General features: G+C 65.2%; 23 protein-coding genes. 14 read left to right on the top strand and 9 right to left on the bottom strand.

The genetic code is table 11. The features are described from left to right. Nucleotides 1-29: 29 nt before the first annotated feature. From JVX91_RS07940 to JVX91_RS07920, 5 genes are all read right to left on the bottom strand, one after another. Nucleotides 30-1,007, bottom strand: coding sequence for a biotin-dependent carboxyltransferase family protein (locus tag JVX91_RS07940; RefSeq protein ID WP_205338772.1), 978 nt, complete (start codon nucleotides 1,005-1,007; stop codon nucleotides 30-32). Further along, nucleotides 997-1,875: an allophanate hydrolase subunit 1 gene (locus JVX91_RS07935; protein ID WP_205338771.1), complete on the bottom strand. Its 879-nt coding sequence runs from the start codon at nucleotides 1,873-1,875 to the stop codon at nucleotides 997-999. The genes JVX91_RS07940 and JVX91_RS07935 overlap by 11 nt, the downstream gene beginning before the upstream one ends. Nucleotides 1,876-1,885: 10 nt before the next feature. Further along, the gene (locus JVX91_RS07930; RefSeq protein WP_205338770.1) at nucleotides 1,886-3,241 is read right to left on the bottom strand and encodes an acetyl-CoA carboxylase biotin carboxylase subunit; all 1,356 of its coding nucleotides are present in this window, start codon (nucleotides 3,239-3,241) and stop codon (nucleotides 1,886-1,888) included. Nucleotides 3,242-3,251: 10 nt separating this feature from the next. Then, the gene (locus JVX91_RS07925) at nucleotides 3,252-3,500 is read right to left on the bottom strand and encodes an acetyl-CoA carboxylase (RefSeq protein WP_205338769.1); all 249 of its coding nucleotides are present in this window, start codon (nucleotides 3,498-3,500) and stop codon (nucleotides 3,252-3,254) included. 68 nt (nucleotides 3,501-3,568) lie between these two features. Next, nucleotides 3,569-4,327 (bottom strand): 5-oxoprolinase subunit PxpA, encoded by a 759-nt coding sequence (locus JVX91_RS07920; RefSeq protein WP_205338768.1) that lies wholly within the window; start codon nucleotides 4,325-4,327, stop codon nucleotides 3,569-3,571. 130 nt (nucleotides 4,328-4,457) lie between these two features. Between JVX91_RS07920 and JVX91_RS07915 the strand changes: the two genes are divergently transcribed. The 9 genes from JVX91_RS07915 to rarD all read left to right on the top strand — a co-directional run bounded on the left by JVX91_RS07915 (nucleotide 4,458) and on the right by rarD (nucleotide 10,947). Then, nucleotides 4,458-5,375, top strand: a complete 918-nt coding sequence (locus JVX91_RS07915) for a LysR family transcriptional regulator (protein WP_205338767.1) — start codon at nucleotides 4,458-4,460, stop codon at nucleotides 5,373-5,375. A 54-nt stretch (nucleotides 5,376-5,429) separates the two neighbouring features. Then, nucleotides 5,430-5,723, top strand: a complete 294-nt coding sequence (locus JVX91_RS07910; RefSeq protein ID WP_205338766.1) for a hypothetical protein — start codon at nucleotides 5,430-5,432, stop codon at nucleotides 5,721-5,723. Between the two features lie 25 nt (nucleotides 5,724-5,748). Further along, complete coding sequence (locus JVX91_RS07905; protein WP_205338765.1) at nucleotides 5,749-6,471, top strand: ComF family protein; 723 nt, start codon at nucleotides 5,749-5,751, stop codon at nucleotides 6,469-6,471. Between the two features lie 93 nt (nucleotides 6,472-6,564). Continuing rightward, nucleotides 6,565-7,329 carry a TOBE domain-containing protein gene (locus JVX91_RS07900; RefSeq protein ID WP_205338764.1) on the top strand — a complete coding sequence of 255 codons (765 nt, stop codon included), beginning with the start codon at nucleotides 6,565-6,567 and terminating at the stop codon, nucleotides 7,327-7,329. Nucleotides 7,330-7,431: 102 nt separating this feature from the next. After that, nucleotides 7,432-7,830 carry a substrate-binding domain-containing protein gene (locus JVX91_RS07895; RefSeq protein ID WP_205338763.1) on the top strand — a complete coding sequence of 133 codons (399 nt, stop codon included), beginning with the start codon at nucleotides 7,432-7,434 and terminating at the stop codon, nucleotides 7,828-7,830. A 68-nt stretch (nucleotides 7,831-7,898) separates the two neighbouring features. Then, nucleotides 7,899-8,873 (top strand): serine/threonine protein kinase, encoded by a 975-nt coding sequence (locus JVX91_RS07890; RefSeq protein WP_205338762.1) that lies wholly within the window; start codon nucleotides 7,899-7,901, stop codon nucleotides 8,871-8,873. A 56-nt stretch (nucleotides 8,874-8,929) separates the two neighbouring features. After that, nucleotides 8,930-9,238, top strand: a complete 309-nt coding sequence (locus JVX91_RS07885) for a lysozyme inhibitor LprI family protein (RefSeq protein ID WP_205338761.1) — start codon at nucleotides 8,930-8,932, stop codon at nucleotides 9,236-9,238. A gap of 54 nt (nucleotides 9,239-9,292) precedes the next feature. Then, nucleotides 9,293-9,928 (top strand): hypothetical protein, encoded by a 636-nt coding sequence (locus JVX91_RS07880; protein ID WP_205338760.1) that lies wholly within the window; start codon nucleotides 9,293-9,295, stop codon nucleotides 9,926-9,928. 131 nt (nucleotides 9,929-10,059) lie between these two features. Further along, nucleotides 10,060-10,947, top strand: coding sequence for an EamA family transporter RarD (gene rarD / locus JVX91_RS07875; protein WP_205338759.1), 888 nt, complete (start codon nucleotides 10,060-10,062; stop codon nucleotides 10,945-10,947). Nucleotides 10,948-11,584: 637 nt separating this feature from the next. Here rarD and JVX91_RS07870 read toward each other — a convergent pair. Both JVX91_RS07870 and JVX91_RS07865 read right to left on the bottom strand, forming a co-directional pair. Next, nucleotides 11,585-12,103, bottom strand: coding sequence for a glycine cleavage system protein R (locus JVX91_RS07870; protein ID WP_205338758.1), 519 nt, complete (start codon nucleotides 12,101-12,103; stop codon nucleotides 11,585-11,587). 19 nt (nucleotides 12,104-12,122) lie between these two features. Further along, complete coding sequence (locus tag JVX91_RS07865) at nucleotides 12,123-12,572, bottom strand: GNAT family N-acetyltransferase (protein ID WP_205338757.1); 450 nt, start codon at nucleotides 12,570-12,572, stop codon at nucleotides 12,123-12,125. A gap of 293 nt (nucleotides 12,573-12,865) precedes the next feature. Here JVX91_RS07865 and JVX91_RS07860 point away from each other — a divergent pair, with 293 nt between their 5' ends. Together JVX91_RS07860 and JVX91_RS07855 are read left to right on the top strand one after the other, a co-directional pair. After that, nucleotides 12,866-15,043 carry a malate synthase G gene (locus JVX91_RS07860; protein WP_205338756.1) on the top strand — a complete coding sequence of 726 codons (2,178 nt, stop codon included), beginning with the start codon at nucleotides 12,866-12,868 and terminating at the stop codon, nucleotides 15,041-15,043. 445 nt (nucleotides 15,044-15,488) lie between these two features. Further along, the gene (locus JVX91_RS07855; RefSeq protein WP_205338755.1) at nucleotides 15,489-17,018 is read left to right on the top strand and encodes an NCS1 family nucleobase:cation symporter-1; all 1,530 of its coding nucleotides are present in this window, start codon (nucleotides 15,489-15,491) and stop codon (nucleotides 17,016-17,018) included. 45 nt (nucleotides 17,019-17,063) lie between these two features. On the opposite strand, the gene pcaD is transcribed toward JVX91_RS07855, so the two are convergent. Then, entirely contained in the window at nucleotides 17,064-17,861 is a 798-nt protein-coding gene (pcaD, locus tag JVX91_RS07850; RefSeq protein ID WP_205338754.1) for a 3-oxoadipate enol-lactonase, read from the bottom strand. Nucleotides 17,862-17,959: 98 nt separating this feature from the next. Here pcaD and JVX91_RS07845 point away from each other — a divergent pair, with 98 nt between their 5' ends. Further along, a complete protein-coding gene (locus JVX91_RS07845; protein ID WP_205338753.1) occupies nucleotides 17,960-18,835 on the top strand; it encodes a LysR family transcriptional regulator in 876 nt (291 codons plus the stop codon). Here JVX91_RS07845 and JVX91_RS07840 read toward each other — a convergent pair whose 3' ends face one another. Then, the gene (locus tag JVX91_RS07840; protein WP_205338752.1) at nucleotides 18,836-19,588 is read right to left on the bottom strand and encodes a glutathione S-transferase family protein; all 753 of its coding nucleotides are present in this window, start codon (nucleotides 19,586-19,588) and stop codon (nucleotides 18,836-18,838) included. It lies immediately after the preceding gene. A gap of 163 nt (nucleotides 19,589-19,751) precedes the next feature. Here JVX91_RS07840 and JVX91_RS07835 point away from each other — a divergent pair, with 163 nt between their 5' ends. Both JVX91_RS07835 and JVX91_RS07830 read left to right on the top strand, forming a co-directional pair. Then, the gene (locus JVX91_RS07835) at nucleotides 19,752-20,270 is read left to right on the top strand and encodes an RNA polymerase sigma factor (RefSeq protein ID WP_205338751.1); all 519 of its coding nucleotides are present in this window, start codon (nucleotides 19,752-19,754) and stop codon (nucleotides 20,268-20,270) included. Next, the gene (locus JVX91_RS07830) at nucleotides 20,267-21,229 is read left to right on the top strand and encodes a FecR family protein (protein ID WP_205338750.1); all 963 of its coding nucleotides are present in this window, start codon (nucleotides 20,267-20,269) and stop codon (nucleotides 21,227-21,229) included. Before JVX91_RS07835 ends, JVX91_RS07830 begins: the two co-directional genes overlap by 4 nt. Nucleotides 21,230-21,245 lie beyond the last annotated feature (16 nt).

The following is a 21,245-nucleotide window of genomic DNA, read 5'->3' as shown; positions in this document are numbered from 1 at the left end:
AGATCGCGCCGCCGCGGCGTTTTTATTGGTTAGGCAAGAAAGAAGCGGTTCAAGTTTTCAAGCTGCTGGTGGTAGCGACGGCGCGCCGCCAGCGCCTCCTCCAGGGTAACGGCGACGAAGCGAGCCTTCTGGTTGGGCTGCATCTGCGCCATGCGGTTGAGGTCCGGGCTGATCACCGTGCCGATGGTGGCGTAGCCGCCGCCGGATACCGCGTCGCGGTGCAGGATGATCGGCTCCAACCCGCCCGGCACCTGGATCGAGCCGATCGGGTAGCAGGCATCGACGATGTTCGACGGATCGGAACCGGCGCCGAACGGCTGCTCGCGCGGCTCGAACGCCAGCGGTGTGCCGCCCTTGAAGCGGTAGCCGGTGCGATCCGCCTCGGAGCCCACGGTCCAGGTATCAGCGAAGAACTGCTCGGCGGCCCGTGCCGTCAGGCGGTGGTGATACAGACCGGTGACGACCCGCAGGCTGACCTCGCCGCCCACCTCGATCCGCAGCGAACGCGGCAACGCCAGGCCTTCCTGGCCCTTGCCGTGTGGCGTGCCCAGCGGCAACTCGTCACCGGCCTGCAGGCGCCGGCCCTGCAACCCACCGAGGGCACCCAGGCCATAGGTGGAGCGACTACCGAGGACTTCGGGGACGTCGATACCACCGTCGATGGCGATGTAGCCGCGCGCACCGGCCTTGATGAAGTCGAAACCCAGCACCTGCCCGGCGCTCACGCGGAAGGCGCAGTCCAGCGGCATCGCCTTGCCGTCCAGGTGCGGCGTCATGGCGGCGCCACAGATCGCCACCAGCGCGTCGCGCTGGAACTCCAGTTGCGGGCCGAGCAACGTGCATTCGAGGAGCGCCGTTTCGGCCGGATTGCCCACCAGCAGGTTGGCCGCGCGCAGCGCGTACTGGTCCAGCGCACCGGACGGCGGAATGCCCAGGTGGTAGTAACCCTCGCGGCCACCGTCCTGCACCGAGGTAGCGAGGCCGGGCTTGAGCACCTTAAGCGACATGGAGCACCTCCTGCAGGCGCTGCTGGCAGCCTTGCGGATCGTTGAGGAAAGCGTCGAGGTCGAACTGCACCGGGCGAATGCGCAGGTCGAAGCTGCCCGCCTCCACCGCAGCAACTGCCCGGTCGTACTCGGGGCGGTCGATGGGCTTGAACTGCACGATGTCGCCCGCGCGGAAGAACACCATGGAGTCCTTCAGATAGCCGAGGCTCTGTTGCGGGTCGTAGATCGGCGCCGGGGTGACGCCGAACATCTGGTAGCCGCCAGCGCCACGCACTGAATAGATGCAGCCGAAGCAGCCGCCGTGGCCGAGGGTCAGCTTCGGCGTGTCGGTACGCGGGCGCAGGTACTTGGGAACCTGCAACTGCCGCTCGCGCTCGACCATCTGGTACATGAACGGCAGGCCGGCGACGAAACCGACCATCGAGACGAACCACGGCGTGCCGCTGTGCGCCGCGATGAAGGCTTGGACGTCCTGGTAGCCGTTGACCTTCGCCGCGTACTCGAGGTCGGTGGAATCCGGGGCCTGGTGACGGTCACGGAAGCGCATCAGCGTCTCGTGGGTCCAGGGGTCGTTGTACAGCACCGGGATCTCGATGATCCGCGTCTGGATGCGGCGCTCGGTCGTCGCCTGCGACTCCAACTCGCGCACCCGTTGGAGCAAATCCTGCGGGGCGATCAGGTCGGGATTGAAGCGCACCTGGAACGAGGCGTTGGCCAGGCACACGTCAAGCACGCCGGGGATCGACTGCTGCTCGATGGCGCGGGTGACGGCCATGCCACGGAAGAAGGCTTCCAACGACATGGATTCGGCGACCTCGGCGAACAGGTGCTCGTCGCCGCCGAAGCTGTAGCGGATCTGCTCGTGCATCTCACACCTCCTACGTGGCCGAGCGTTCGGCCAGCCAAGTTTCCAGGGTCGCGGTATCGAACTGCGCCGCCTGCACGCGCGCATCGGCCAGCAGCCAGCGGTGCAGCGACAGGGTGGTTTCCATACCGGTCAGCTGGGTCTCCTGCAACGCCTGCCGGGCGCGGGCGAAAGCCTCTTCGCGGTCACGGCCGTGGACGATGATTTTCGCCAGCAGCGAGTCGTAGTACGGTGGCACGCGGTAGCCGGGATACAGGTGGCTGTCGACGCGCACGCCCTCGCCCTGTGGCCAGCCCAGGCTTTCCACCACGCCGGGGCAGGGGAAGAAGTTACGCTGCGGGTCCTCGGCGTTGATACGCATTTCCAGCGCTGCGCCGTTCAAGCGGATGTCCTCCTGGCGTAGCACCAGGGGTTCACCACTGGCAATGCGCAGCATGGCCTGGACCAGATCGATACCGGTGATCATCTCGCTGACCGGGTGCTCGACCTGGATACGGGTGTTCATCTCGATGAAGAAGAACTCGCCGCTGTGTGCATCGAACAGGTACTCCAGGGTGCCCGCGCCGCGATAGCCCAGGCTCTGCGCGAGGCGTACCGCACTGGTGCAGAGCGCTTGGCGCTGGCGGTCGTCGAGTGCTGGCGACGGCGCCTCCTCGAAGACTTTCTGCCGACGCCGCTGCAGCGAGCACTCACGCTCGAACAGGTGCACGGCACGCTCACCATCGCCGAGGATCTGCACCTCGATATGCCGCGCCTGGCGGATGAAGCGCTCCAGGTACACCGCACCGGAACCGAATGCCGCCTGCGCTTCGCGCTGGGCGATGGGAAACTCGCGGCGCAGCTCGTCGGCATCCTGGGCCATGCGGATGCCACGCCCACCGCCGCCGGCGGAGGCCTTGATCAGCAGCGGATAGCCCACATCCGCGGCGCAACGCAGCGCCGCGTCGATGTCCTCCAATTCGCCCGGCGAGCCCGGCACCACCGGCACGCCGGCGGCCATGGCGGTGCGCCGCGCCTCGGCCTTGTCGCCCATGCGGCGGATGGTCTGCGCATCGGGGCCAACGAAGACCAGCCCGGCATCGACCACCGCCTGGGCGAAGGCCGCGTTCTCGGAGAGGAAGCCGTAGCCGGGGTGAATCGAGTCCGAGCCGGTTTCCCGCGCCGCCTGCAACAGGGCCTCGGCGTTCAGATAGCTGCGGTCGGCGCGGGCCGGACCGATGATCCGTACTTCGTCGGCCTGGCGTGCGGCCAGCGAATCGGCGTCCGCCTCGCTGCATACGGCGACGGTGGGAATGCCTAGGGCCCGCGCCGCGCGGATGATGCGCACGGCGATCTCGCCACGATTGGCGATCAGTAGTTTCTTCAACATGTCCCGGCCCTCACGCGTCGACGCGGATGGTCGCCAGTTCCTGGCCCGGCTCGATCGGCTCGCCGTCTTCCACCAGGAAGGCCTGCAGGGTGCCAGCGCGCTCGGCGAGCACTTCGGAGAACTGTTTCATCACCTCGACCAGCCCGATCACGCTACCCGGCTCAACCCGCTGGCCAATCTCGGCATAGGCCGGGGCGTCTGGGGTCGGTTTGCGGTAGAAGGTGCCCGGCAAGGGCGACTGCACGTTATGTTCGGCCATGACTGTTCCTCATTGTTCGAATGTGTGGATGGCAGATGCAGTAGGGGTTCCCGCCATGCGGGAGGCGCTCAGCGCGGCGCCTTGATGGCGATGCCGGCGCCCAGCAGGACCGCACGGATCGCCTCGACCAGCGCCAGGGCGCCGGGGGTGTCGCTGTGGATGCAGATCGAGTCGAAGGCGATCTCGATGTCGTCGCCTTCGACCGTGCGAACACGACCTTCCTGACAGGCACACAGCACCTTGGCGGCGACCTCCTGCGGGTCGAGCGCCTTGACCCGGCGGATGAAGACGATGGAGCCGCTGGTGTCGTAATCGCGGTCGGCGTAGAACTCGCGTACCGTCGGCTGGCCCAGCGCCTGGGCGGCGCGCCAGGTGGCGGAACCGGGCATGCAGAACAGCATCAGTTGCGGGTCGATGCGCTGCAGGGTCTCGACGAACTCTCGGGCGGCCTGTTCGTCGCGCGCCAGGTGCATGTACAGCGCGCCGTGGGGCTTGATGTGCTGCAGTTTCGCGCCGTGCAGGCGGGCGAATTCACGCAGTGCGCCGAGCTGGTAGAGCATGTCGTTGATCAATTCGCTGGCCGGCGCGTTGATGTGCCGGCGGCCGAAACCGACCAGATCGCGGAAGCCGGGATGAGCACCTATACCGACGCCGTGTTCGAGGGCCAGCTCGACAGTGCGGCGCATGATGTTCGGATCGCCAGCATGGAAGCCGGTGGCGATGTTGGCGCTGCTGATCAGCGGCATGATCGCCTGGTCCACGCCATCGCCGATGGTCCAGGGACCGAAGCCTTCGCCCATGTCGGAATTGAGATCGACTGTATTCATCGCCGCATGGCCTCTGTATTTGGATTTGTAAGGTCAATGAGGCGACGTTAAGTCGCAGGGGCAATATTGGGTAGATTTATTATCCGATAGACTTGTTTCTGAAAAATCGATACCTGCCGGAGCGATTCCCATGGCTTTCACCCTGCGCCAGGTGCGCTACTTCGTCGCCACCGCCGAGGTCGGACAGATTTCCCAGGCGGCGATCAACCTGCATATTTCGCAGTCGGCGGTGACCAGCGCGATCCAGGAACTGGAAGGCCTGCTGGGCGCCTCCCTGTTCACCCGTACCGCACAGGGCATGCTGCTCACCGACAGCGGCCGGCATTTCCTCAATCACGCCTATTCGATCCTGCGCAGCGTGGAGGACGCGCTTAACAGCCCGCTGCCCGATACCCATATCAGCGGCAGCCTCAGCGTCGCCGCCAGTTACACAGTGATGGGCTACTTCCTGCCGCACCACCTGCAGCGCCTGGCGCAGTGGTATCCGGGCCTGCGCATGCACCTGCACGAGCAGGAGCGGGTGGACATCGAGCGCGGGCTGCTCGATGGCCACTACGAAATGGCCGTAGTGCTCACCGGCAACCTGACCGAAGCGCGGATCGCCTCGGAAACGCTGTTCAGTTCGACCCGCCGGCTCTGGCTGCCGGCGCGCCATCCACTCAGCGAACGCTCCGCCGTTGGGCTGGCGGATGTCGCCAAGCAGCCGTACATCCTGCTCACCGTCGATGAGGCAGGACAGTCGTCATTGCGCTATTGGCAGGCCAGCGGCCAGGAGCCGCGGGTGATCCTGCGCACCAGTTCGGTGGAAGCGGTGCGCAGCATGGTCGCCAACGGTTCGGGCGTGGCTATCCTTTCCGATCTGGTCTATCGCCCCTGGTCGCTGGAAGGCAAGCGCATCGAGACCCTGTCACTGGTCGATCCCGTACCGTCAATGAGCGTCGGCTTGGCCTGGTGCCGCGAGCGCGAGCTGACCCCAGCCATGCTGGCCTTCCGCGAATACTTCCGGCAGTCGTTCCTGGCGCCGCAACTGAGCAGCACACGGCGCTGAACCCGGCGCGCCCTCACCACTCCAAGCTTCAAGACATTCAGGAGTCATCCCCAGATGGGAACAGAAGGATTCTTCGACAATCTCGGCCAGATGGTCGGCAAGGCCATCCGCTTCATCGTCGATCTGCTGTCAGGCGTGCTCGGCGGCCTGTGGGGTGCCATGGACGATTTCTTCCACGGCCTCGCCCGCGCCGTCGGAATCGACGTCTCGATCTTCAGCTTCGTCCTGCTCTTCCTCGGTCTGCTGCTGCTCTACAGTGGCATTCGCGCCTTCTTGCGGCGCTCGATCCTTGGCGGGCTGATCTGGACGGTGCTGGGCCTGGTGGTCCTGAGCTGGCTGATCCACTGACGGCCGCCGCCCATGGAGGGGCGGAATGCGATTTCCCACGTGGCGCCCGATCTGGTGGCGCCCTCGCGTGCAATGCCTTTTATGTGGCGGACCGGCGGAGCACGCCGACCTGCCGCTCTGTACTGGCTGTGATGACGACTTGCCCTGGCTCGCCGGGCACTGCTCGATCTGTGCTCTTCCCCTGCCCGCCACCGGACTGACATGCGCCCAATGCCTGCGGCGCTCGCCCAGCTTCCAGCGCGTCGAAACACCGCTGCGCTACGGCTTTCCCGTCGACGCGCTGGTTACCCGCTTCAAGCACCAGTCCGATGCGCCCTCCGGCAGATTGCTCGGCCAGTTACTGGAACGCCATCTGCTGCACGCCTTCGGCGAGGGATTGGTGCGGCCGGATCGACTGATTCCCGTACCCCTCTCCCGCCGACGCGAACGTCACCGCGGCTTCAACCAGGCCGCGCTGCTGGCCGGCTGGCTCAGCGGCCCCCTGGGCGTGCCTGTGGATAACCGCCTCGTCCAGCGACCGCAGGACACCCCGGCCCAGCAGGGACTGGACGCCGCCACGCGCAAGCGCAATCTGCGCAACGCCTTCGCCCTGGCCGACGGCGCGAACCTTGAAGGCCTGCACCTGGCCCTGGTGGACGACGTGCTGACCACCGGCGCCACCGCCGAGCGCATCGCCCGTCTGTTGCGCCGCGCGGGTGCGCGACGGGTCGACGTCTACTGCCTGGCGCGCACGCCAGCCCCGGAATAGACGACCGTTCGGCCACATTCCCGACATCTGCCCCTTGCGTTTTGCCCGCCAGCAACGGAGCCTCGCCCCATACCAATAAGCACGCATGAACCCATGACCACCCTCAGCCTGTTGACCCAACACGTTACCCGCCGCCCGCAACGTATCGCGTTGCTGGCGCAGATCGCCCAGCTCGGCTCCATCACCCACGCCGCCAAGGCCGCCGGGATGAGCTACAAGACCGCCTGGGACGCCATCGATGAACTGAACAACCTCTCCGACCGCCCACTGGTGGAACGCAGCGTCGGCGGCAAGGGCGGCGGCGGCGCGCGCCTGACCGCCGAGGGCGAGCGCCTGCTGGCGCTGTATCAGCGCCTGGAAGCCTTGCGCGAGCACATCGTCGAGCATGTCGAACACCAGGCCGACCTGGAACTGATCGGTCGCCTGATGATGCGCACCAGCGCGCGCAACCAGCTGCATGGCCGGGTCGTCAGGGTGGAACCGTCCGGCCTTAATGACCTGGTGAGCGTCGAACTGCCCGGCGGTTCGCGCATCCAGGCGCGGGTCACCCGCGAAAGCACCGAGAAGCTGGAACTGGCCGACGGCGTGCCGGTGGTGGCGCTGATGAAGGCCGGCTGGCTCTATGTCGACCTGCCGCACATTGCCTGCCCGGAAGGGTTGAATGCGCTGGAAGGCCATATCGATGACATCCGTGAGGCCGACGACGGCCCCAGCGAAGTCCGCATCCAGCTGCCCAGCGGCCAGATGCTCTGTGCCCTGACCGACGCCGACCGGATCGAGATCCTCGGCCTGAAACCCGGCTCCCTGGTGCGTGCGCAGTTCTCTCCGGCACAGGTCATCCTCGGTACGCCGTTGTAGTTTCCCTGCCGCATATCAAGCCCCGGGCCGCCGCGCCGCGCTCCAATAGGCACCAGTGCTCCGTCTATGCCGGGCGGGGCCTCGACCCGCCGGAGCCCCACCATGCGCCGTCCACTTCTGCTTCTTGCCCTGCTGCTCCTGCCCTTCGCCAGCCAGGCCGGCCCCGATGTTCTGCGCGTGGGTGCCAGCGCGGAGCTGATGCCGGTGCTGGAGCCACTGGTGGACCGCTATCAGGTCGAAACACGCAACAAGGTCCTGCTGATCGGTGGCAGCAACGATGAGCTCGGTGAGCAGGTGCGCCAGGGCACGCCCTACGATCTGCTGATCGCCGACCAACCGGCACCGCTGGCGCATCTTCATCACCAGGGGCATGGTGACAAGCCGCTGCCCGCAGGCTGCACGGCGGGGCGGATGGAGGAACTGACACTGGTGAGCGGCCCCCGGCGCGAACTGGCCACGCATTTCCTCGACTACCTGAAGCAGCACTGCGGCGACCACTGAGGCGACTTCCAACCCAATAGCGGTGGACTCGGTACACTAGGCAGCTTTACCACTGCCGGATCGTCGCCATGTCTCATCCTTTTTCCGACCTCACGCCCGATCTGGTACTGGATGCAGTGGAAAGCATCGGCTTTCTCAGCGACGCCCGCGTGCTGGCGCTCAACAGCTATGAGAACCGCGTCTATCAGGTCGGCATCGAGGACAGCGAGCCGCTGATCGCCAAGTTCTATCGCCCCGGCCGCTGGACCACCGAAGCGATCCTCGAGGAACACACCTTCTCCGCCGAACTGGCCGAATGCGAAGTCCCGGTCGTGGCGCCGCTGGTGCATGAAGGCAAGACCCTCTTCGAGCATGCGGGCTTCCGCTTCACCCTGTTCCCCCGCCGTGGCGGCCGTGCCCCGGAGCCGGGCAACCTCGACCAACTGTATCGCCTTGGCCAGTTGCTCGGCCGCCTGCATGCCGTGGGCGCCAACCGCCCCTTCGAGCACCGCGAGGCGCTGACGCCGCGGAACTTCGGGCATGAGTCGCTGGCCACCCTGCTGGAAGGCAATTTCATCCCGAAAAGCCTGCTGCCGGCCTATGAATCCGTGGCCCGCGACCTGCTGAAGAAAGTCGATGACCTGTACGCCCGCGTGAAGTACACGCCCATCCGCATGCACGGTGATTGCCACCCCGGCAACCTGCTGTGCCGCGACGACACCTTCCACGTCGTCGACCTCGACGACTGCCGCATGGGCCCGGCCGTGCAGGACCTGTGGATGATGCTCGCCGGCGAGCGCCACGAGCGCCTGGGGCAGCTCTCCGAGCTGGTGGACGGCTACCAGGAGTTCCACGATTTCGACCCGCGCGAACTGCCGCTGATCGAAGGCCTGCGCTCCTTGCGCCTGATGCACTACAGCGCCTGGCTGGCGCGCCGCTGGGACGACCCGGCCTTCCCGCCGAGCTTCCCGTGGTTCGGCAGCGAGCGTTACTGGGGCGAGCAGGTGCTGGTGCTGCGCGAACAACTGGCGGCGCTGGATGAGGAGCCGTTGCGGTTGTTCTGATTCGGCACGCCGACGCAGGAGCGCTCGGTATCGCTTCACTTCAAGGAAGAAACACCATGAAACTGCACCTCTCACTGATCCTTGCTGCCGGTCTGGCGACCGGCCTGACGCCGGCGCTGGCGGCCAGCTTCGATTGCCGGAAGGCCAGATCGCCGATGGAAGAAGCCATTTGCGCAAGCGGCGATCTGTCTGCGCTGGATGACCAGTTGAACGCCTCCTACCGCGCGCATCTGGGCGATACCGAGCAGAACGCGAGCGCACTCAAGACCTCCCAGCGCGCCTGGCTCCGGACGGTCCGTCAACGCTGCGAAGCGGTCGATGAAATAACCGACTGCCTGAGCGACGCCTATCGCGAACGTCTGTAGAACCTCGGCCCCGCCACCAACGCCGCTCCACAGGGTCACGACTGGAAACGGGCATTGCGTATCGGCAACGCCGCTCCAGGCTTCGTCTTCCTATTGGACATGCAGCCCTGCGCAGAGCAGACCTGCGAGGGACCGGCCTATCTCGGCATCCAGCGCAAGGACAGCAACGAAGTCATGCAGGCAATCTACTTGCCCAATGTCTTCCTCACTCGCCAGGACAATGGCGAACCGCTGGTCAACTCGGCCCGGCTCTACGACTACCAGGGAGTGATCAATAGCGGCGACTTCAATTTCGACGGCCAGCCGGACTTCGCAGTGCAGAATGGCAATCGCGGCTCCTATGGCGGGCCCAGCTACGACGTATTCCTCTTCGATCCGCCGCGCCAGCGCTTTATCCACAGCCCGGCATTGAGCGACCTCACACTGGAGAACCTGGGGTTCTTCGATGTCGATAGCGAGCACAAGCGGCTCATCACCTTCGCCAAGAGCGGCTGCTGCTACCACGAGAAAAGCGAGTACATCGTCAAAGCCAACCAGCCGCTCGCCGTGAAACGCGAGATCGAGGATGCCGCCGGGGGAAGTGGCGAACCGGAAATGGTGCTGCTGAGCACGGAGGAACTCGTCGACGGAAAGTGGCAGACCACCTCATCGCGCAAGGTTCCGTTCAAGGAGCTTTATGGTGATCAGTAGAGCGCCGTAAAGCCGCCGTTACGCACAATCGTCGGCTGCCACACGGTTACTCACGTTGCAGCACAGACAAGCCTCCGCGAGCGCCCTAGAATTGTGCAGCCACTCATTAGCTGCCTAACCAAGGATGTTCCATGGCTACCGCCAATCCCCGCCGGGGCTATGCCCTGGGCCTGACTGCCTACGTCATCTGGGGACTCTTCCCGATCTACTTCAAGCTCCTCGAACGCATTCCCGCCCTGGAAATCATCACCCACCGTGCCATCTGGTCAGCGATCTTCGGGGCGCTGCTCCTGCTGGTCTGGAAGCACCCCGGCTGGTGGCGCGAGCTGCGCGAGAATCCCAAGCGCATTGCCGTGCTCACCGCCAGCGGGCTGCTGATCGCCAGCAACTGGCTGGTGTACGTCTGGGCGGTGAACAACGGCCACATGATCGAGGCCAGCCTGGGCTACTACATCAACCCGCTGGTCAACGTACTGCTCGGCATGGTGATCCTGCGCGAACGCCTGCGCCCGCTGCAGTGGGTCGCGGTCGGCCTCGCCGCGCTGGGCGTGGCGCAGCAGCTCTGGCAACTGGGCAGCCTGCCCTGGGTGTCGCTCGCGCTGGCGCTGACCTTCGGCTTCTACGGGTTGATCCGCAAACAGGCGCCGGTAGCCGCGCTGCCGGGGTTGGTGGTGGAGACCTGGATTCTGCTGCCGCTGGCGGTGGGTTACCTGCTGCTGTTCGCCGATGGCCCGAGCGCACACCTGGATTTCTGGACCACCAAGGATGCCTTCTGGCTCGCCGCCGCCGGCCCGATCACCCTCGTGCCGCTGGTGTGCTTCAACGCTGCCGCACGTCACCTGCCTTACGCGACCCTGGGCTTCCTCCAGTACCTGGCGCCGACCCTGGTGCTGTTGCAGGCGATCCTGCTGTTCGGCGAGCACCTGGACACCACCCGCCTGATTTCCCTCTGCTGTATCTGGGCCGGCCTGGTCGTGTACAGCGTGGACATCTGGTATCGACTGTCGCGCGGCGAATGATCGTTATTTGATCAACAGCCTGGAGACCCCGTTTGGCGAGGCCTCCAGGCAACCACCACCAGATTGTCCACAGGGGTTTCCCGTCGAAGCGGGGATAACGACGGGTGCGTCCACAAGCGCCGTCTCCAGCGCAGCTGCTACTCGCATTTTCCAGCAGTCGCCCCGGCTATCGTTCAAAACTTGATCAAATCCACAAAAGCCTTGCAGCCATTGGCCTGCATGGACTTTTCACGAGCTTTTCCACAGGCTGGCCCCCATTCCATGTGGATGGCTGACAGGTCTTCGTTCAGAAAGTGGACAAGAGCCCAGAGCCCCAGTATCTCCTGGGATATAGCGATTCATGAACGGCTTCTCCACAGAGTCTTCCAGTGGAATTGTGCACAGCGCCGAATGAACCCAGCGCGCAACTGTTTACTGGTCAGAAAATACACAGCCTCGGCAAAGCCCCGGTACCCGTGATGTTCAGCTACTTATCAACAGAATGCCCACGGTGTGGTCCCCGCCATTTGTGAACAGCCGCGGCGTTACCTAGGGATAATCCGCCATCGCTGGACCCTAAATAAAATGGGCTCTCCATCGATTCTTCAACAGAGAGCCCACAGGTTTTTCCACAGGCGAAGCTCAAGGAGCGAAGGAATCAGTCTCCGCTGTGGAAATTCAGTTCCACCATCAGGTCATCCGCCAGTTCTTCCAGCTTCCCCTGCAGGGTTTCCAACGGCAGGGTCAGGGGTACCGCCAGCAGAGCCTCGGCGTGGAACAGCGGCTCGCTGCTCATGGGCGCAGGGAGGACTTCGGTGGTCAGGCGTTCCAGGTTCACGCCGTGCTCGGCCAGCAGACGGGTAATGTCGCGGACGATACCGGGGCGGTCGTTGCCCACCAGATCAAGATGGATAGGCTTCCAGTTGCAGGTCGGCTCGATACCGCTTTCCGCCAGCAGCACGCGGATGCCGTGCTCGCTCAGCTCCTGCAGGCCTTCCACCAACTCGTCATAACCCTCCGCCGGCACCGCCACGCGCAGGATCCCGGCGAACTGCCCGGCCATGCGCGACATGCGGCTTTCCAGCCAGTTGCCGCCGTGGGCGGCGATGCACTGGGCCACGCGCTCCACCAGGCCGGGTTGGTCCTGGGCGATGACGGTCAATACGAGGTGGTCCATGGGCAGTCTCCGCGAAGGGCTAGGCCGTGAGGTCGAGCCAATAGGTGTAGTACTTGTCGTCACGCTTGTAACCCAGGCGCTCGTAAAGCGACTGGCCCGCGTGGTTGGTCTTGGCCGTTTCCAGCATCAGGCCGCAGGCGCCGTTTGCTTCGGCGTGTTCGCGCGCCTTGTTCATCAGCGCCTCGCCATAGCCATCGCGGCGTGCAGCGGGCGTCACGTAAAGGTCGCTCAGCAACCAGGCCGACTGCAATGCCAGCGAGGCGAAATACGGGTAGAGCTGCACGAACCCCACGGCCAGCCCGTCGATGCTGCGGGCGATGAACACGGTGGACTGGCCGCTGCCGATGCGCGCCTGGAGAAACTCACGGATGCTGGCGTGCGGCGCGGGCACTTCGTAGAAATCGAGGTAGCCGGAGAACAGCGGGACCAGGTCATCCAGATCGGTGGGGGTGGCAAGCGTCACGGACATGCGGGATTCTCCAAGGGGAAGAAACAGTATAGGCATGGCGATGTTAGACGGCTGCGACGGGCTGCCACAGGTACCCGAACAGGTTATACGTGTACAGTTTTAAGATTTATCTGGAACAATCCAAATGAATTTTGCGAACATATGACCTGCTACGTGACTGATATGCGTACTTTGGTCTAACCGCGACGCTAGCCCACTGATTTTTCCCACGGCATCATGTAGTATTCCGCGGCTCGGACTACAAGGCGTTTTGCCTGTGTCCAGAGCTGGTCCTGAGCAGAGTGAGGCAAGCAATGACTGAACGCGTTCAAGTCGGTGGCCTGCAGGTCGCCAAAGTCCTGTTCGACTTCGTGAACAACGAAGCCATTCCCGGCACCGGCATCGAAGCCGGCAAGTTCTGGGCAGGTGTCGAAACCGTAATCAACGACCTGGCCCCCAAGAACAAGGCCCTGCTCGCCAAGCGCGACGAGATCCAGGCGAAGGTCGATGGCTGGCACCAGGCCCGCGCCGGCCAGCCGCATGACGCGGCCGCCTACAAGGCCTTCCTGCAGGAAATCGGTTACCTGCTGCCCGAGCCGGCCGACTTCCAGGCCAGCACCCAGAACGTCGACGAAGAAATCGCCCGCATGGCCGGCCCGCAGCTGGTGGTGCCGGTGATGAACGCCCGCTTCGCCCTGAACGCCGCGAACGCCCGCTGGGGCTCGCTGTACGACGCACTGTACGGCACCGACGCGATCAGCGAAGAGAACGGCGCCGAGAAGGGCAAGGGCTACAACAAGGTCCGTGGTGACAAGGTCATCGCCTTCGCCCGCGCCTTCCTCGACGAAGCCGCTGCGCTGGAAACCGGTTCCCACGTCGACGCCACTGCCTATGTAGTGAAGAACGGCGCCCTCGCCGTCACCCTGAAGAATGGCAGCGAGACCGGCCTGAAGAACGCCGCTCAGTTCCTAGCCTTCCAGGGCGAAGCCGCCAAGCCAAAAGCCGTGCTGCTCAAGCACAACGGCCTGCACTTCGAAATCCAGATCGACCCCACCAGCCCGATCGGCCAGACCGACGCCGCTGGCGTGAAAGACGTCCTGATGGAGTCCGCGCTGACCACCATCATGGACTGTGAAGACTCCGTGGCCGCTGTGGACGCCGACGACAAGGTCGTGGTCTACCGCAACTGGCTGGGCCTGATGAAAGGCGACCTCGCCGAGCAGGTCTCCAAGGGCGGCAGCACCTTCACCCGCACCATGAACCCGGACCGCGTCTACACCAAGGCCGATGGTTCCGAGCTGAGCCTGCATGGCCGCTCGCTGCTGTTCATCCGTAACGTTGGCCACCTGATGACCAACCCGGCGATCCTCGACGCCCAGGGCAACGAAGTGCCCGAAGGCATCCAGGACGGCCTGTTCACCAGCCTGATCGCCATTCACAACCTGAACGGCAGTGCTACCCGCAAGAACAGCCGCACCGGCAGCGTCTACATCGTGAAGCCGAAGATGCACGGCCCGGAAGAAGTCGCCTTCGCCGCCGAGATCTTCAGCCGCGTCGAGGACCTGCTGGGCCTGCCGCGCAACACGCTGAAAGTCGGCATCATGGACGAAGAGCGCCGCACCACCGTCAACCTGAAGGCCTGCATCAAGGCCGCCGCCGAGCGCGTGGTGTTCATCAACACCGGCTTCCTCGACCGCACCGGTGACGAAATCCACACCTCCATGGAAGCCGGCGCCATGGTGCGCAAGGGCGCCATGAAGACCGAGAAGTGGATCGGTTCCTACGAGAACAACAACGTCGACGTCGGCCTGGCCACCGGCCTGCAGGGCAAGGCGCAGATCGGCAAAGGCATGTGGGCCATGCCCGACCTGATGGCCGCCATGCTCGAGCAGAAGATCGCTCACCCGCTGGCTGGCGCCAACACCGCCTGGGTTCCCTCGCCGACCGCCGCCACCCTGCATGCGCTGCACTACCACAAGGTCGACGTGTTCGCTCGTCAGGCCGAACTGGCCAAGCGCGCACCGGCTTCGGTGGACGACATCCTGACCATTCCGCTCGCCCCCAACACTAACTGGAGCGCGGAAGAGATCAAGAACGAGCTGGACAACAACTCGCAGGGCATCCTCGGCTACGTGGTGCGCTGGATCGACCAGGGCGTCGGCTGCTCCAAGGTGCCGGACATCAACGACGTCGGCCTGATGGAAGACCGCGCGACCCTGCGCATCTCCAGCCAGCTGCTGGCCAACTGGCTGCGCCACGGCGTGGTGACCGAAGAGCAAGTGCTGGAAAGCCTCAAGCGCATGGCGCCGGTGGTTGACCGCCAGAACGCCGGTGATGCCCTGTATCGCCCGATGGCGCCGAACTTCGACGACAACGTGGCCTTCCAGGCCGCACTGGAACTGGTTATCGAAGGCACCAAGCAGCCCAACGGCTACACCGAGCCGGTCCTGCACCGCCGCCGTCGCGAGTTCAAGGCCAAGAACGGTCTGTAAGGACTTCGCGATGCGTTGAAGAAACCGCCCTTCGGGGCGGTTTTTTTGTGCCTACCGGTTGGGATTGGCGCCGGTCCCACCCGATCGCGGACAGAGTCCGCTCCTACGCCGAGGGGACGCTCCTGTGTAGGAGCGGACCTTGTCCGCGATTGCCTTTAAGCCACTTCAGACTTCACGCGTAACACATGCGCACAATTATTGTGTACAAAACCCCCAATCCGCCTATTTCCCACACCCGCAAGAGCTGACTCTCAAGTCAATGATTGCTATGGGAAAATTATTTCCTGACCACTCGAGCACCTGGCAAAGCCGCACCAAACAAGGGCTCTGCTCGATTCCAAGGGAAGTAGAAAGGCAACCGGAACTGCAAGGAGAACTGGGCTGGCACGGAATTGGCTTTTGCACACAAACCACAAAAAGCCGTGCATACAAAGCCGAGTAGCCCATGAACTCCAGCCCTACCCACCTGTCCGGCGTTTCCTCTCCCTTATCTGTCGATAGCGCGGCTCCCGCCAGCGGCGCCGCGCCCACCTTGAGCCCGCGTCTGTACAGCGCCGACCTGGCACCGACCAAGGCTGCGGGCCGCAATTGGGGTCGCTACAGCCTGTTCGCGCTGTGGACCAACGATGTGCACAACATCGCCAACTACTCCTTCGCCATCGGCCTCTTCGCCCTCGGCATGAGCGGCGCACAGATCCTCGCCGCCTTCGCCCTCGGCGCGCTGGTGATCTACGGGTTGATGAACCTCTCCGGCTACATGGGCCAGAAGACCGGCCTGCCCTACCCGGTGATGTGCCGCATCAGCTTCGGCATCCACGGCGCCCAGGTGCCGGCGCTGATCCGTGCGGTGATCGCCATCGCCTGGTTCGGCATCCAGACCTTCCTCGCCTCGGTCGTGCTGCGGGTGCTGCTCACCGCCATTGCACCGAGTCTTGCTGCCTACGACCAGGACTCGATCCTCGGCCTGTCGACCCTCGGCTGGATCACTTTCCTCGGCATCTGGTGCGTTCAGTTGGTGATCTTCGCCTATGGCATGGAGATGGTGCGCCGCTACGAATCCTTCGCCGGCCCGATCATCCTCGTCGCCTTCGCCAGCCTCGCCGGCTGGATGTACTGGCGCGCCGGGCTGTCGATTGCCTGGTCCAGCGGCAACGCGCCGACCGGCTCGACCATGTGGCTGAAGGTCCTGGGCGCCGCCGCACTGTGGGTCTCGCTGTACGGCACCATGATCCTCAACTTCTGCGACTTCACCCGCAATTGCCCGGACCGCCGCACCATCAGCGTGGGCAACTTCTGGGGCCTGCCGGTGAACATGCTGGGCTTCGCGTTGATCGCCGTGGTGCTGGCCGGCGCGCAGTTCAGCATCGACGGCAAGCTGGTGCAGAACCCCACCGAGATCGTCGCCGCCATTCCCAACACCTTCGGCCTGGTGCTGGCCTGCCTGGCGTTCCTGATCGTTACCGTGGCGGTGAACATCATGGCCAACTTCGTCGCCCCCGCGTACGTGCTGACCAACCTCGCGCCGAACCTGCTGAACTTCCGCCGCGCCGGCCTGCTCAGCGCCACCATCGCCGTGCTGATCCTGCCGTGGCACCTGTACAACAGCCCGGCGGTAATCGTGTATTTCCTCGGCGGCCTGGGCGCCCTGCTCGGTCCGCTGTACGGGATCATGGTCACCGATTACTACCTGGTGCGCCGTGGCCGGGTGAACCTGCCGGAGCTCTACAGCGAAAGCCGCGAGGCGGCCTATCACTTCAGCGGCGGGGTCAACCTGCGCGCGGTGGCGGCGTTCGTCCCGGCCGCGCTGATCGCCATCGTGCTGGCGCTGGTGCCGGCGTTCGAAGCGCTGTCGCAGTTCTCCTGGTTCTTCGGCGCCGGGCTCGGCGCGCTGATCCACTACACCCTGGCCGACCGCAAACGCGCCTACATGGATGTCTGCGGCGAATCCATCGCGGTGGACGCAGCGCACCATTGAGGTTGTGGATAAACGACAAGGCCGCCTTCGGGCGGCCTTGTTCATTCAGCAAGCCAGCAGGAAGTCCAGCACCGCGCCTTCGAACTCGCGGGGGAACTCGATGTTCGACAAGTGCACGGCCGGCAGCGTGAGCAGACGAGCGCCGGGAATCGCTTCGGCGATCAGCTCGCTGTGGCTGGCGGCGGTGACGGTGTCGAACTGACCAGCGATCACCAGAGTGGGCAGACGGACGTCCCGCAAGGCCGTGCGCAGATCGGTTTCCTGCACGGCAGCGAAGGAACCGGCCAGCCCATGCCGGTTGGTTGCCAGCAGCGTCGCGCGGAACGGCTCGACCTCCGGGCGGTTTTGCGCCAGCCAGGTCGCCGGGAACCAGTTACCGAGGAAGGTCGCGGCGGTGCCCTGCATGTCTTCGGCCTCCAGCACCTCGGCGATGCGCGCGTCCCACTGGTCCTGAGGCCCCAACCAGGCGGACGTGTTCGCCAACACCAGCCGCTCGATGCGCTGCGGCGTGTTCAGCGCCAGCCATTGGCCGACGAAGCCACCGAGCGACAAGCCGAGAAAATGCGCCCGCGGAACGCCCAGCGTATCCAGTAGCTCGATAACGTCTTCACCCAGCCGCGCCAGCGAGTACGGCCCCGGCGGCACACTGGAAGCGCCGTGCCCACGAGCGTCATAGCGCAGGACGCGGAAGTGCTCGCTCAGCGCGGCAACCTGGCCGTCCCACATGTGCAGGTCGGTGCCGATGGAGTTGGACAGCACCAGCAGTGGCAAGTCGGCGGCGCCATCCAGGCGGTAGGCGATACGGGTGTCGTCGCGTGTCGTCAGGTAGTGCAGCGGGCTCATGGGAGCGTCTCCGTCAGTGAAGGGTGGAGACGACGGTAGTTGCCGGAACATTCCGAAGAAATTACAAAGAGCTGAACATGATTATCAGGAAAGCTGACATGCACGATTTCACCCTGCACGACCTGCAGTGCTTCGACGCGGTGGTGGCCGCCGGTGGCTTCCAGGCCGCGGCGCAACAGTTGCACCGCTCGCACCCGGCGGTATTCGCCGCCGTCGCCCGGCTGGAGCGCCAGCTCGGTTTCGCGCTGCTGGACCGCAGCGGCTACCGCGTCGGCCTCACCGTCGCCGGCCAATCCTTCCATCGCCGCGCCCAGGGCCTGCTGCGCGAGCTGGGCGGCCTGCGCGACCACGCCACGCACCTGGCCGCCGGAGAGGAAAGCGAACTGCGCGTGGTGGTCGGCGACTTCTGCCCGCGCCCCGCCCTGCTGGAACGATTGGCGCGCTTCTTCGCCGGCGAACCGCAGACGCGCCTGCAACTGTATTTCGAAAGCGTCAGCGGCCCGCTGGAACGGTTATTGGACGACGAGGCGGAGCTGATCCTGCACCGCATCGACAAGGCCGATCCGCGCCTGGAGTGGCTGGACCTGGGCGCCGTGGATTTCGTCCCGGTGATCGCACCGACGCTCCTGCCAGACAGGGAGAACATCGGCCCGGAACACCTGCGCCCGCTCACCCAATGCGTCATGCGCGACAGTGCCCGGCACTCGCCGCCAGTGGAGTTCTTCACCCTGGACGGCGCGCCGCAATGCACCGTGCCCGACCAGACGATGAAGAAGGAACTGGTACTCCACGGCCTGGCCTGGGGCCACTTGCCGCGTCACCTGGTAGAGGCAGAGTTGGCCGATGGCCGCCTGCACGATCTCAGCGGCGCACAGCTGCCGGGACGCCGTGAGGAACTGGTCGCCGCACGCCGTCGGGACCGCTCCCACGGCCCGGTCGCGCAACGGCTCTGGAGCTTCCTGCAGAGGGGCTGATCAGCAGCGGCTCATGGGGCCGCGCACCGGCTGCTCGCGCATGTGGCTGACCTCGCTGACCGGCGCGCCCGCCGCGATCAGCGCCTCGCGCTGTTGCAGGATCGGCGTGCGGGCAATGGCGCGCTCGAACTGGTTGAGCTTCTCGAATGCCGGCAGCGCGAAGGCCGCTTCCAGCATCGCCGCCAGCTTCGGCCAGCGCTGCGCGTCGAGCTGGTAGCGGGCGAACTGCGCGTTGCGCATGAAGCAGGCGACGCTGAGGTCGGCGATGGACAGCTCGCCGAACAGCCAGCCGCTCGCCGGCAACTGGGCTTCCAGATAGTCGAAGACCGCTGGCAGGTCCTGCTGATAGGTCTTCTCCAGCACCGCCGCATCCGGCTCGCGGCCCCAGACGCCACGGCCGATCACCAGTTGGTCGAACAACTGCCAGATCACCACCTGGCCCATGCGGCTGTCGGCGAACTCCTCGATCCAGCGCGCGCAGGCGCGGTCGGTGACATCCGCCGGGTAGAGCGCGGGCTGTGGATAACGTTCTTCGAGGTACTGGCAGATCACCGAGGAATCGTTGAGCACCAACTCGCCATCCACCAGCACCGGCACCTGGCGCAGCGGGCTCAGGCGCTCGAATTCCTCATTGCCGAAGAAGGGCACCACGGAATCGACACGGTAATCCACGCCCTTGAGTTCGAGCAGGACAAGCGCCTTGCGCACATAGGGCGAGAGGTAGGAGCCAATGATCAGCAGCGGTTCGGACATGGTGGATTCTTCTTGTGAAAAGGACGTCCGATTGTAGATCGCGCTGCGAACGGTGAACAAAAGCCGACGGGCGCCAATTGCGTGCGTGCTTACACTTTGCGATCATTTGCGAATAGTTATCGTTTTTGAGCTTAATCCCATTCGGGATCATTGGGGGAGTAGCGTGTCGGCCATCCAGATGGGTAGCGGCGAACTCGTTGGCGCCTTGTATCGCGATCACCGCGACTGGCTGACCGCCTGGCTGAACCGCAGCCTGGGCTGTCCCCAGCGCGCCGAAGACCTGAGCCAGGACACCTTCGTCCGCGTGCTCGGCCGTCGCGAGCTGCCCTCCCTGCGTGAACCCCGCGCCTTCCTGGTCACCGTCGCCAAGGGCCTGCTGGTAGATCACTGGCGCCGCGTGGCGCTGGAGCAGGCGTATCTCGAGGAGCTCAAGTGCCTGCCCGAAGCGGTGCAGCCCTCCGCCGAGGAGCACTGTCTGATCCTCGCCGACCTGCGCGAAATCGATCGCCTGCTGGGCAAACTCTCCACCCGCGCGCGCAGCGCCTTCCTGCTCAACCGCCTGGATGGCCTGGGTCATGCCGAGATCGCCGAGCAACTGGGCGTTTCCGTGCCGCGGGTGCGCCAATACATCGCCCAGGGTCTGCGCCAGTGCTACATCGCCCTGTACGGCGAGCCGACGTGACGGGACCGGTCTCCCTGCAGGTGCTGGACGAGGCGATCAGCTGGCAGCTGCGCCTGGGTTCCGGTGAATCTCGCCCGGACGACGAAGCCGCCTTCGCCCGCTGGCACTCCGCCCACAGCGAACACGCCCGCGCCTGGAGCCAACTGGGCATGCTCGATCGCAGCCTTGCCGGCGCCGCGCCCAAGGCCGCACGCAGCGCTTTGCTGCGCTCGCCCGGCGAGTCGCGGCGCAAGGTCCGCCGGCTGGTTGGGACCGGGCTGTCGCTGCTGCTGGTCGGCGCGCTGGCGCTGGGCGTCGGCAATCGCTACACGCCGGTGCGCTACGCCTTCTCCGACCTGGTCACCGCCACCGGCGAGCAGCGCGAACTGCGCCTGCCGGACAACACCCTGCTCAAGCTGAATAGCCGCACCGCCGTCGACGTACGCTTCGACGCCGAGCAGCGACGCATCGTCCTGCTCAGCGGCGAGATCCTGGTGGAAACTGCCCACGGCGACAGCCGCCCCTTCATCGTCGAGACCGACGAAGGCCGCCTGCGCGCCCTTGGCACGCGCTTCCTGGTGGAGCGCGATGGGGGTGACGGCACGCTGCTGAGCGTCCTGCAATCGGCGGTCGCGGCGCGGCCCGACCTGCTGCCGGACGAAAAGGTGATCAACCAGGGCCAGCACGTACGCGTGCGCGCTGATGGGCTCGGCCCGGTGGAAGCCAACAGCGTCACGGCCGATGCCTGGACCCACGGCATGCTGGTGGTCGACAACGTGCGCCTGGGCGATCTGGTCGACCAGTTGGCGCGCTACAGCCCTGGCTATCTCGCCGTCGATCCGGCAGTAGCCGACCTGCGTATTACCGGCAGCTTCCCGCTGCAGAACATCGACCTGGCACTGAGCTCGCTGGAACCGACGCTGCCGGTGCGCATCGCGAAGCACGGCCAGTGGTGGTCCCGCGTGGTGCCGCGCGGCTGAAGCAAACGCCCCGCAG

Source organism: Pseudomonas sp. PDNC002 (assembly GCF_016919445.1).
Lineage (GTDB): Bacteria > Pseudomonadota > Gammaproteobacteria > Pseudomonadales > Pseudomonadaceae > Pseudomonas.
This window is presented reverse-complemented; position numbering and strand designations above follow the sequence as displayed.

Bases quoted from the DNA above. Each gene is read 5' to 3' on its own strand.
- JVX91_RS07910 (WP_205338766.1), top strand. From the start codon at position 5,430: ATGGGAACAGAAGGATTCTTCGACAATCTCGGCCAGATGGTCGGCAAG.
- JVX91_RS07895 (WP_205338763.1), top strand. From the start codon at position 7,432: ATGCGCCGTCCACTTCTGCTTCTTGCCCTGCTGCTCCTGCCCTTCGCC.
- JVX91_RS07940 (WP_205338772.1), bottom strand. From the start codon at position 1,007: ATGTCGCTTAAGGTGCTCAAGCCCGGCCTCGCTACCTCGGTGCAGGAC.
- JVX91_RS07855 (WP_205338755.1), top strand. From the start codon at position 15,489: ATGAACTCCAGCCCTACCCACCTGTCCGGCGTTTCCTCTCCCTTATCT.
- JVX91_RS07920 (WP_205338768.1), bottom strand. From the start codon at position 4,327: ATGAATACAGTCGATCTCAATTCCGACATGGGCGAAGGCTTCGGTCCC.
- JVX91_RS07840 (WP_205338752.1), bottom strand. From the start codon at position 19,588: ATGTCCGAACCGCTGCTGATCATTGGCTCCTACCTCTCGCCCTATGTG.
- JVX91_RS07885 (WP_205338761.1), top strand. From the start codon at position 8,930: ATGAAACTGCACCTCTCACTGATCCTTGCTGCCGGTCTGGCGACCGGC.
- JVX91_RS07930 (WP_205338770.1), bottom strand. From the start codon at position 3,241: ATGTTGAAGAAACTACTGATCGCCAATCGTGGCGAGATCGCCGTGCGC.
- JVX91_RS07860 (WP_205338756.1), top strand. From the start codon at position 12,866: ATGACTGAACGCGTTCAAGTCGGTGGCCTGCAGGTCGCCAAAGTCCTG.
- JVX91_RS07935 (WP_205338771.1), bottom strand. From the start codon at position 1,875: ATGCACGAGCAGATCCGCTACAGCTTCGGCGGCGACGAGCACCTGTTC.
- JVX91_RS07865 (WP_205338757.1), bottom strand. From the start codon at position 12,572: ATGTCCGTGACGCTTGCCACCCCCACCGATCTGGATGACCTGGTCCCG.
- JVX91_RS07870 (WP_205338758.1), bottom strand. From the start codon at position 12,103: ATGGACCACCTCGTATTGACCGTCATCGCCCAGGACCAACCCGGCCTG.
- JVX91_RS07900 (WP_205338764.1), top strand. From the start codon at position 6,565: ATGACCACCCTCAGCCTGTTGACCCAACACGTTACCCGCCGCCCGCAA.
- JVX91_RS07925 (WP_205338769.1), bottom strand. From the start codon at position 3,500: ATGGCCGAACATAACGTGCAGTCGCCCTTGCCGGGCACCTTCTACCGC.
- JVX91_RS07905 (WP_205338765.1), top strand. From the start codon at position 5,749: ATGCGATTTCCCACGTGGCGCCCGATCTGGTGGCGCCCTCGCGTGCAA.
- rarD (WP_205338759.1), top strand. From the start codon at position 10,060: ATGGCTACCGCCAATCCCCGCCGGGGCTATGCCCTGGGCCTGACTGCC.
- JVX91_RS07845 (WP_205338753.1), top strand. From the start codon at position 17,960: ATGCACGATTTCACCCTGCACGACCTGCAGTGCTTCGACGCGGTGGTG.
- JVX91_RS07915 (WP_205338767.1), top strand. From the start codon at position 4,458: ATGGCTTTCACCCTGCGCCAGGTGCGCTACTTCGTCGCCACCGCCGAG.
- JVX91_RS07890 (WP_205338762.1), top strand. From the start codon at position 7,899: ATGTCTCATCCTTTTTCCGACCTCACGCCCGATCTGGTACTGGATGCA.
- pcaD (WP_205338754.1), bottom strand. From the start codon at position 17,861: ATGAGCCCGCTGCACTACCTGACGACACGCGACGACACCCGTATCGCC.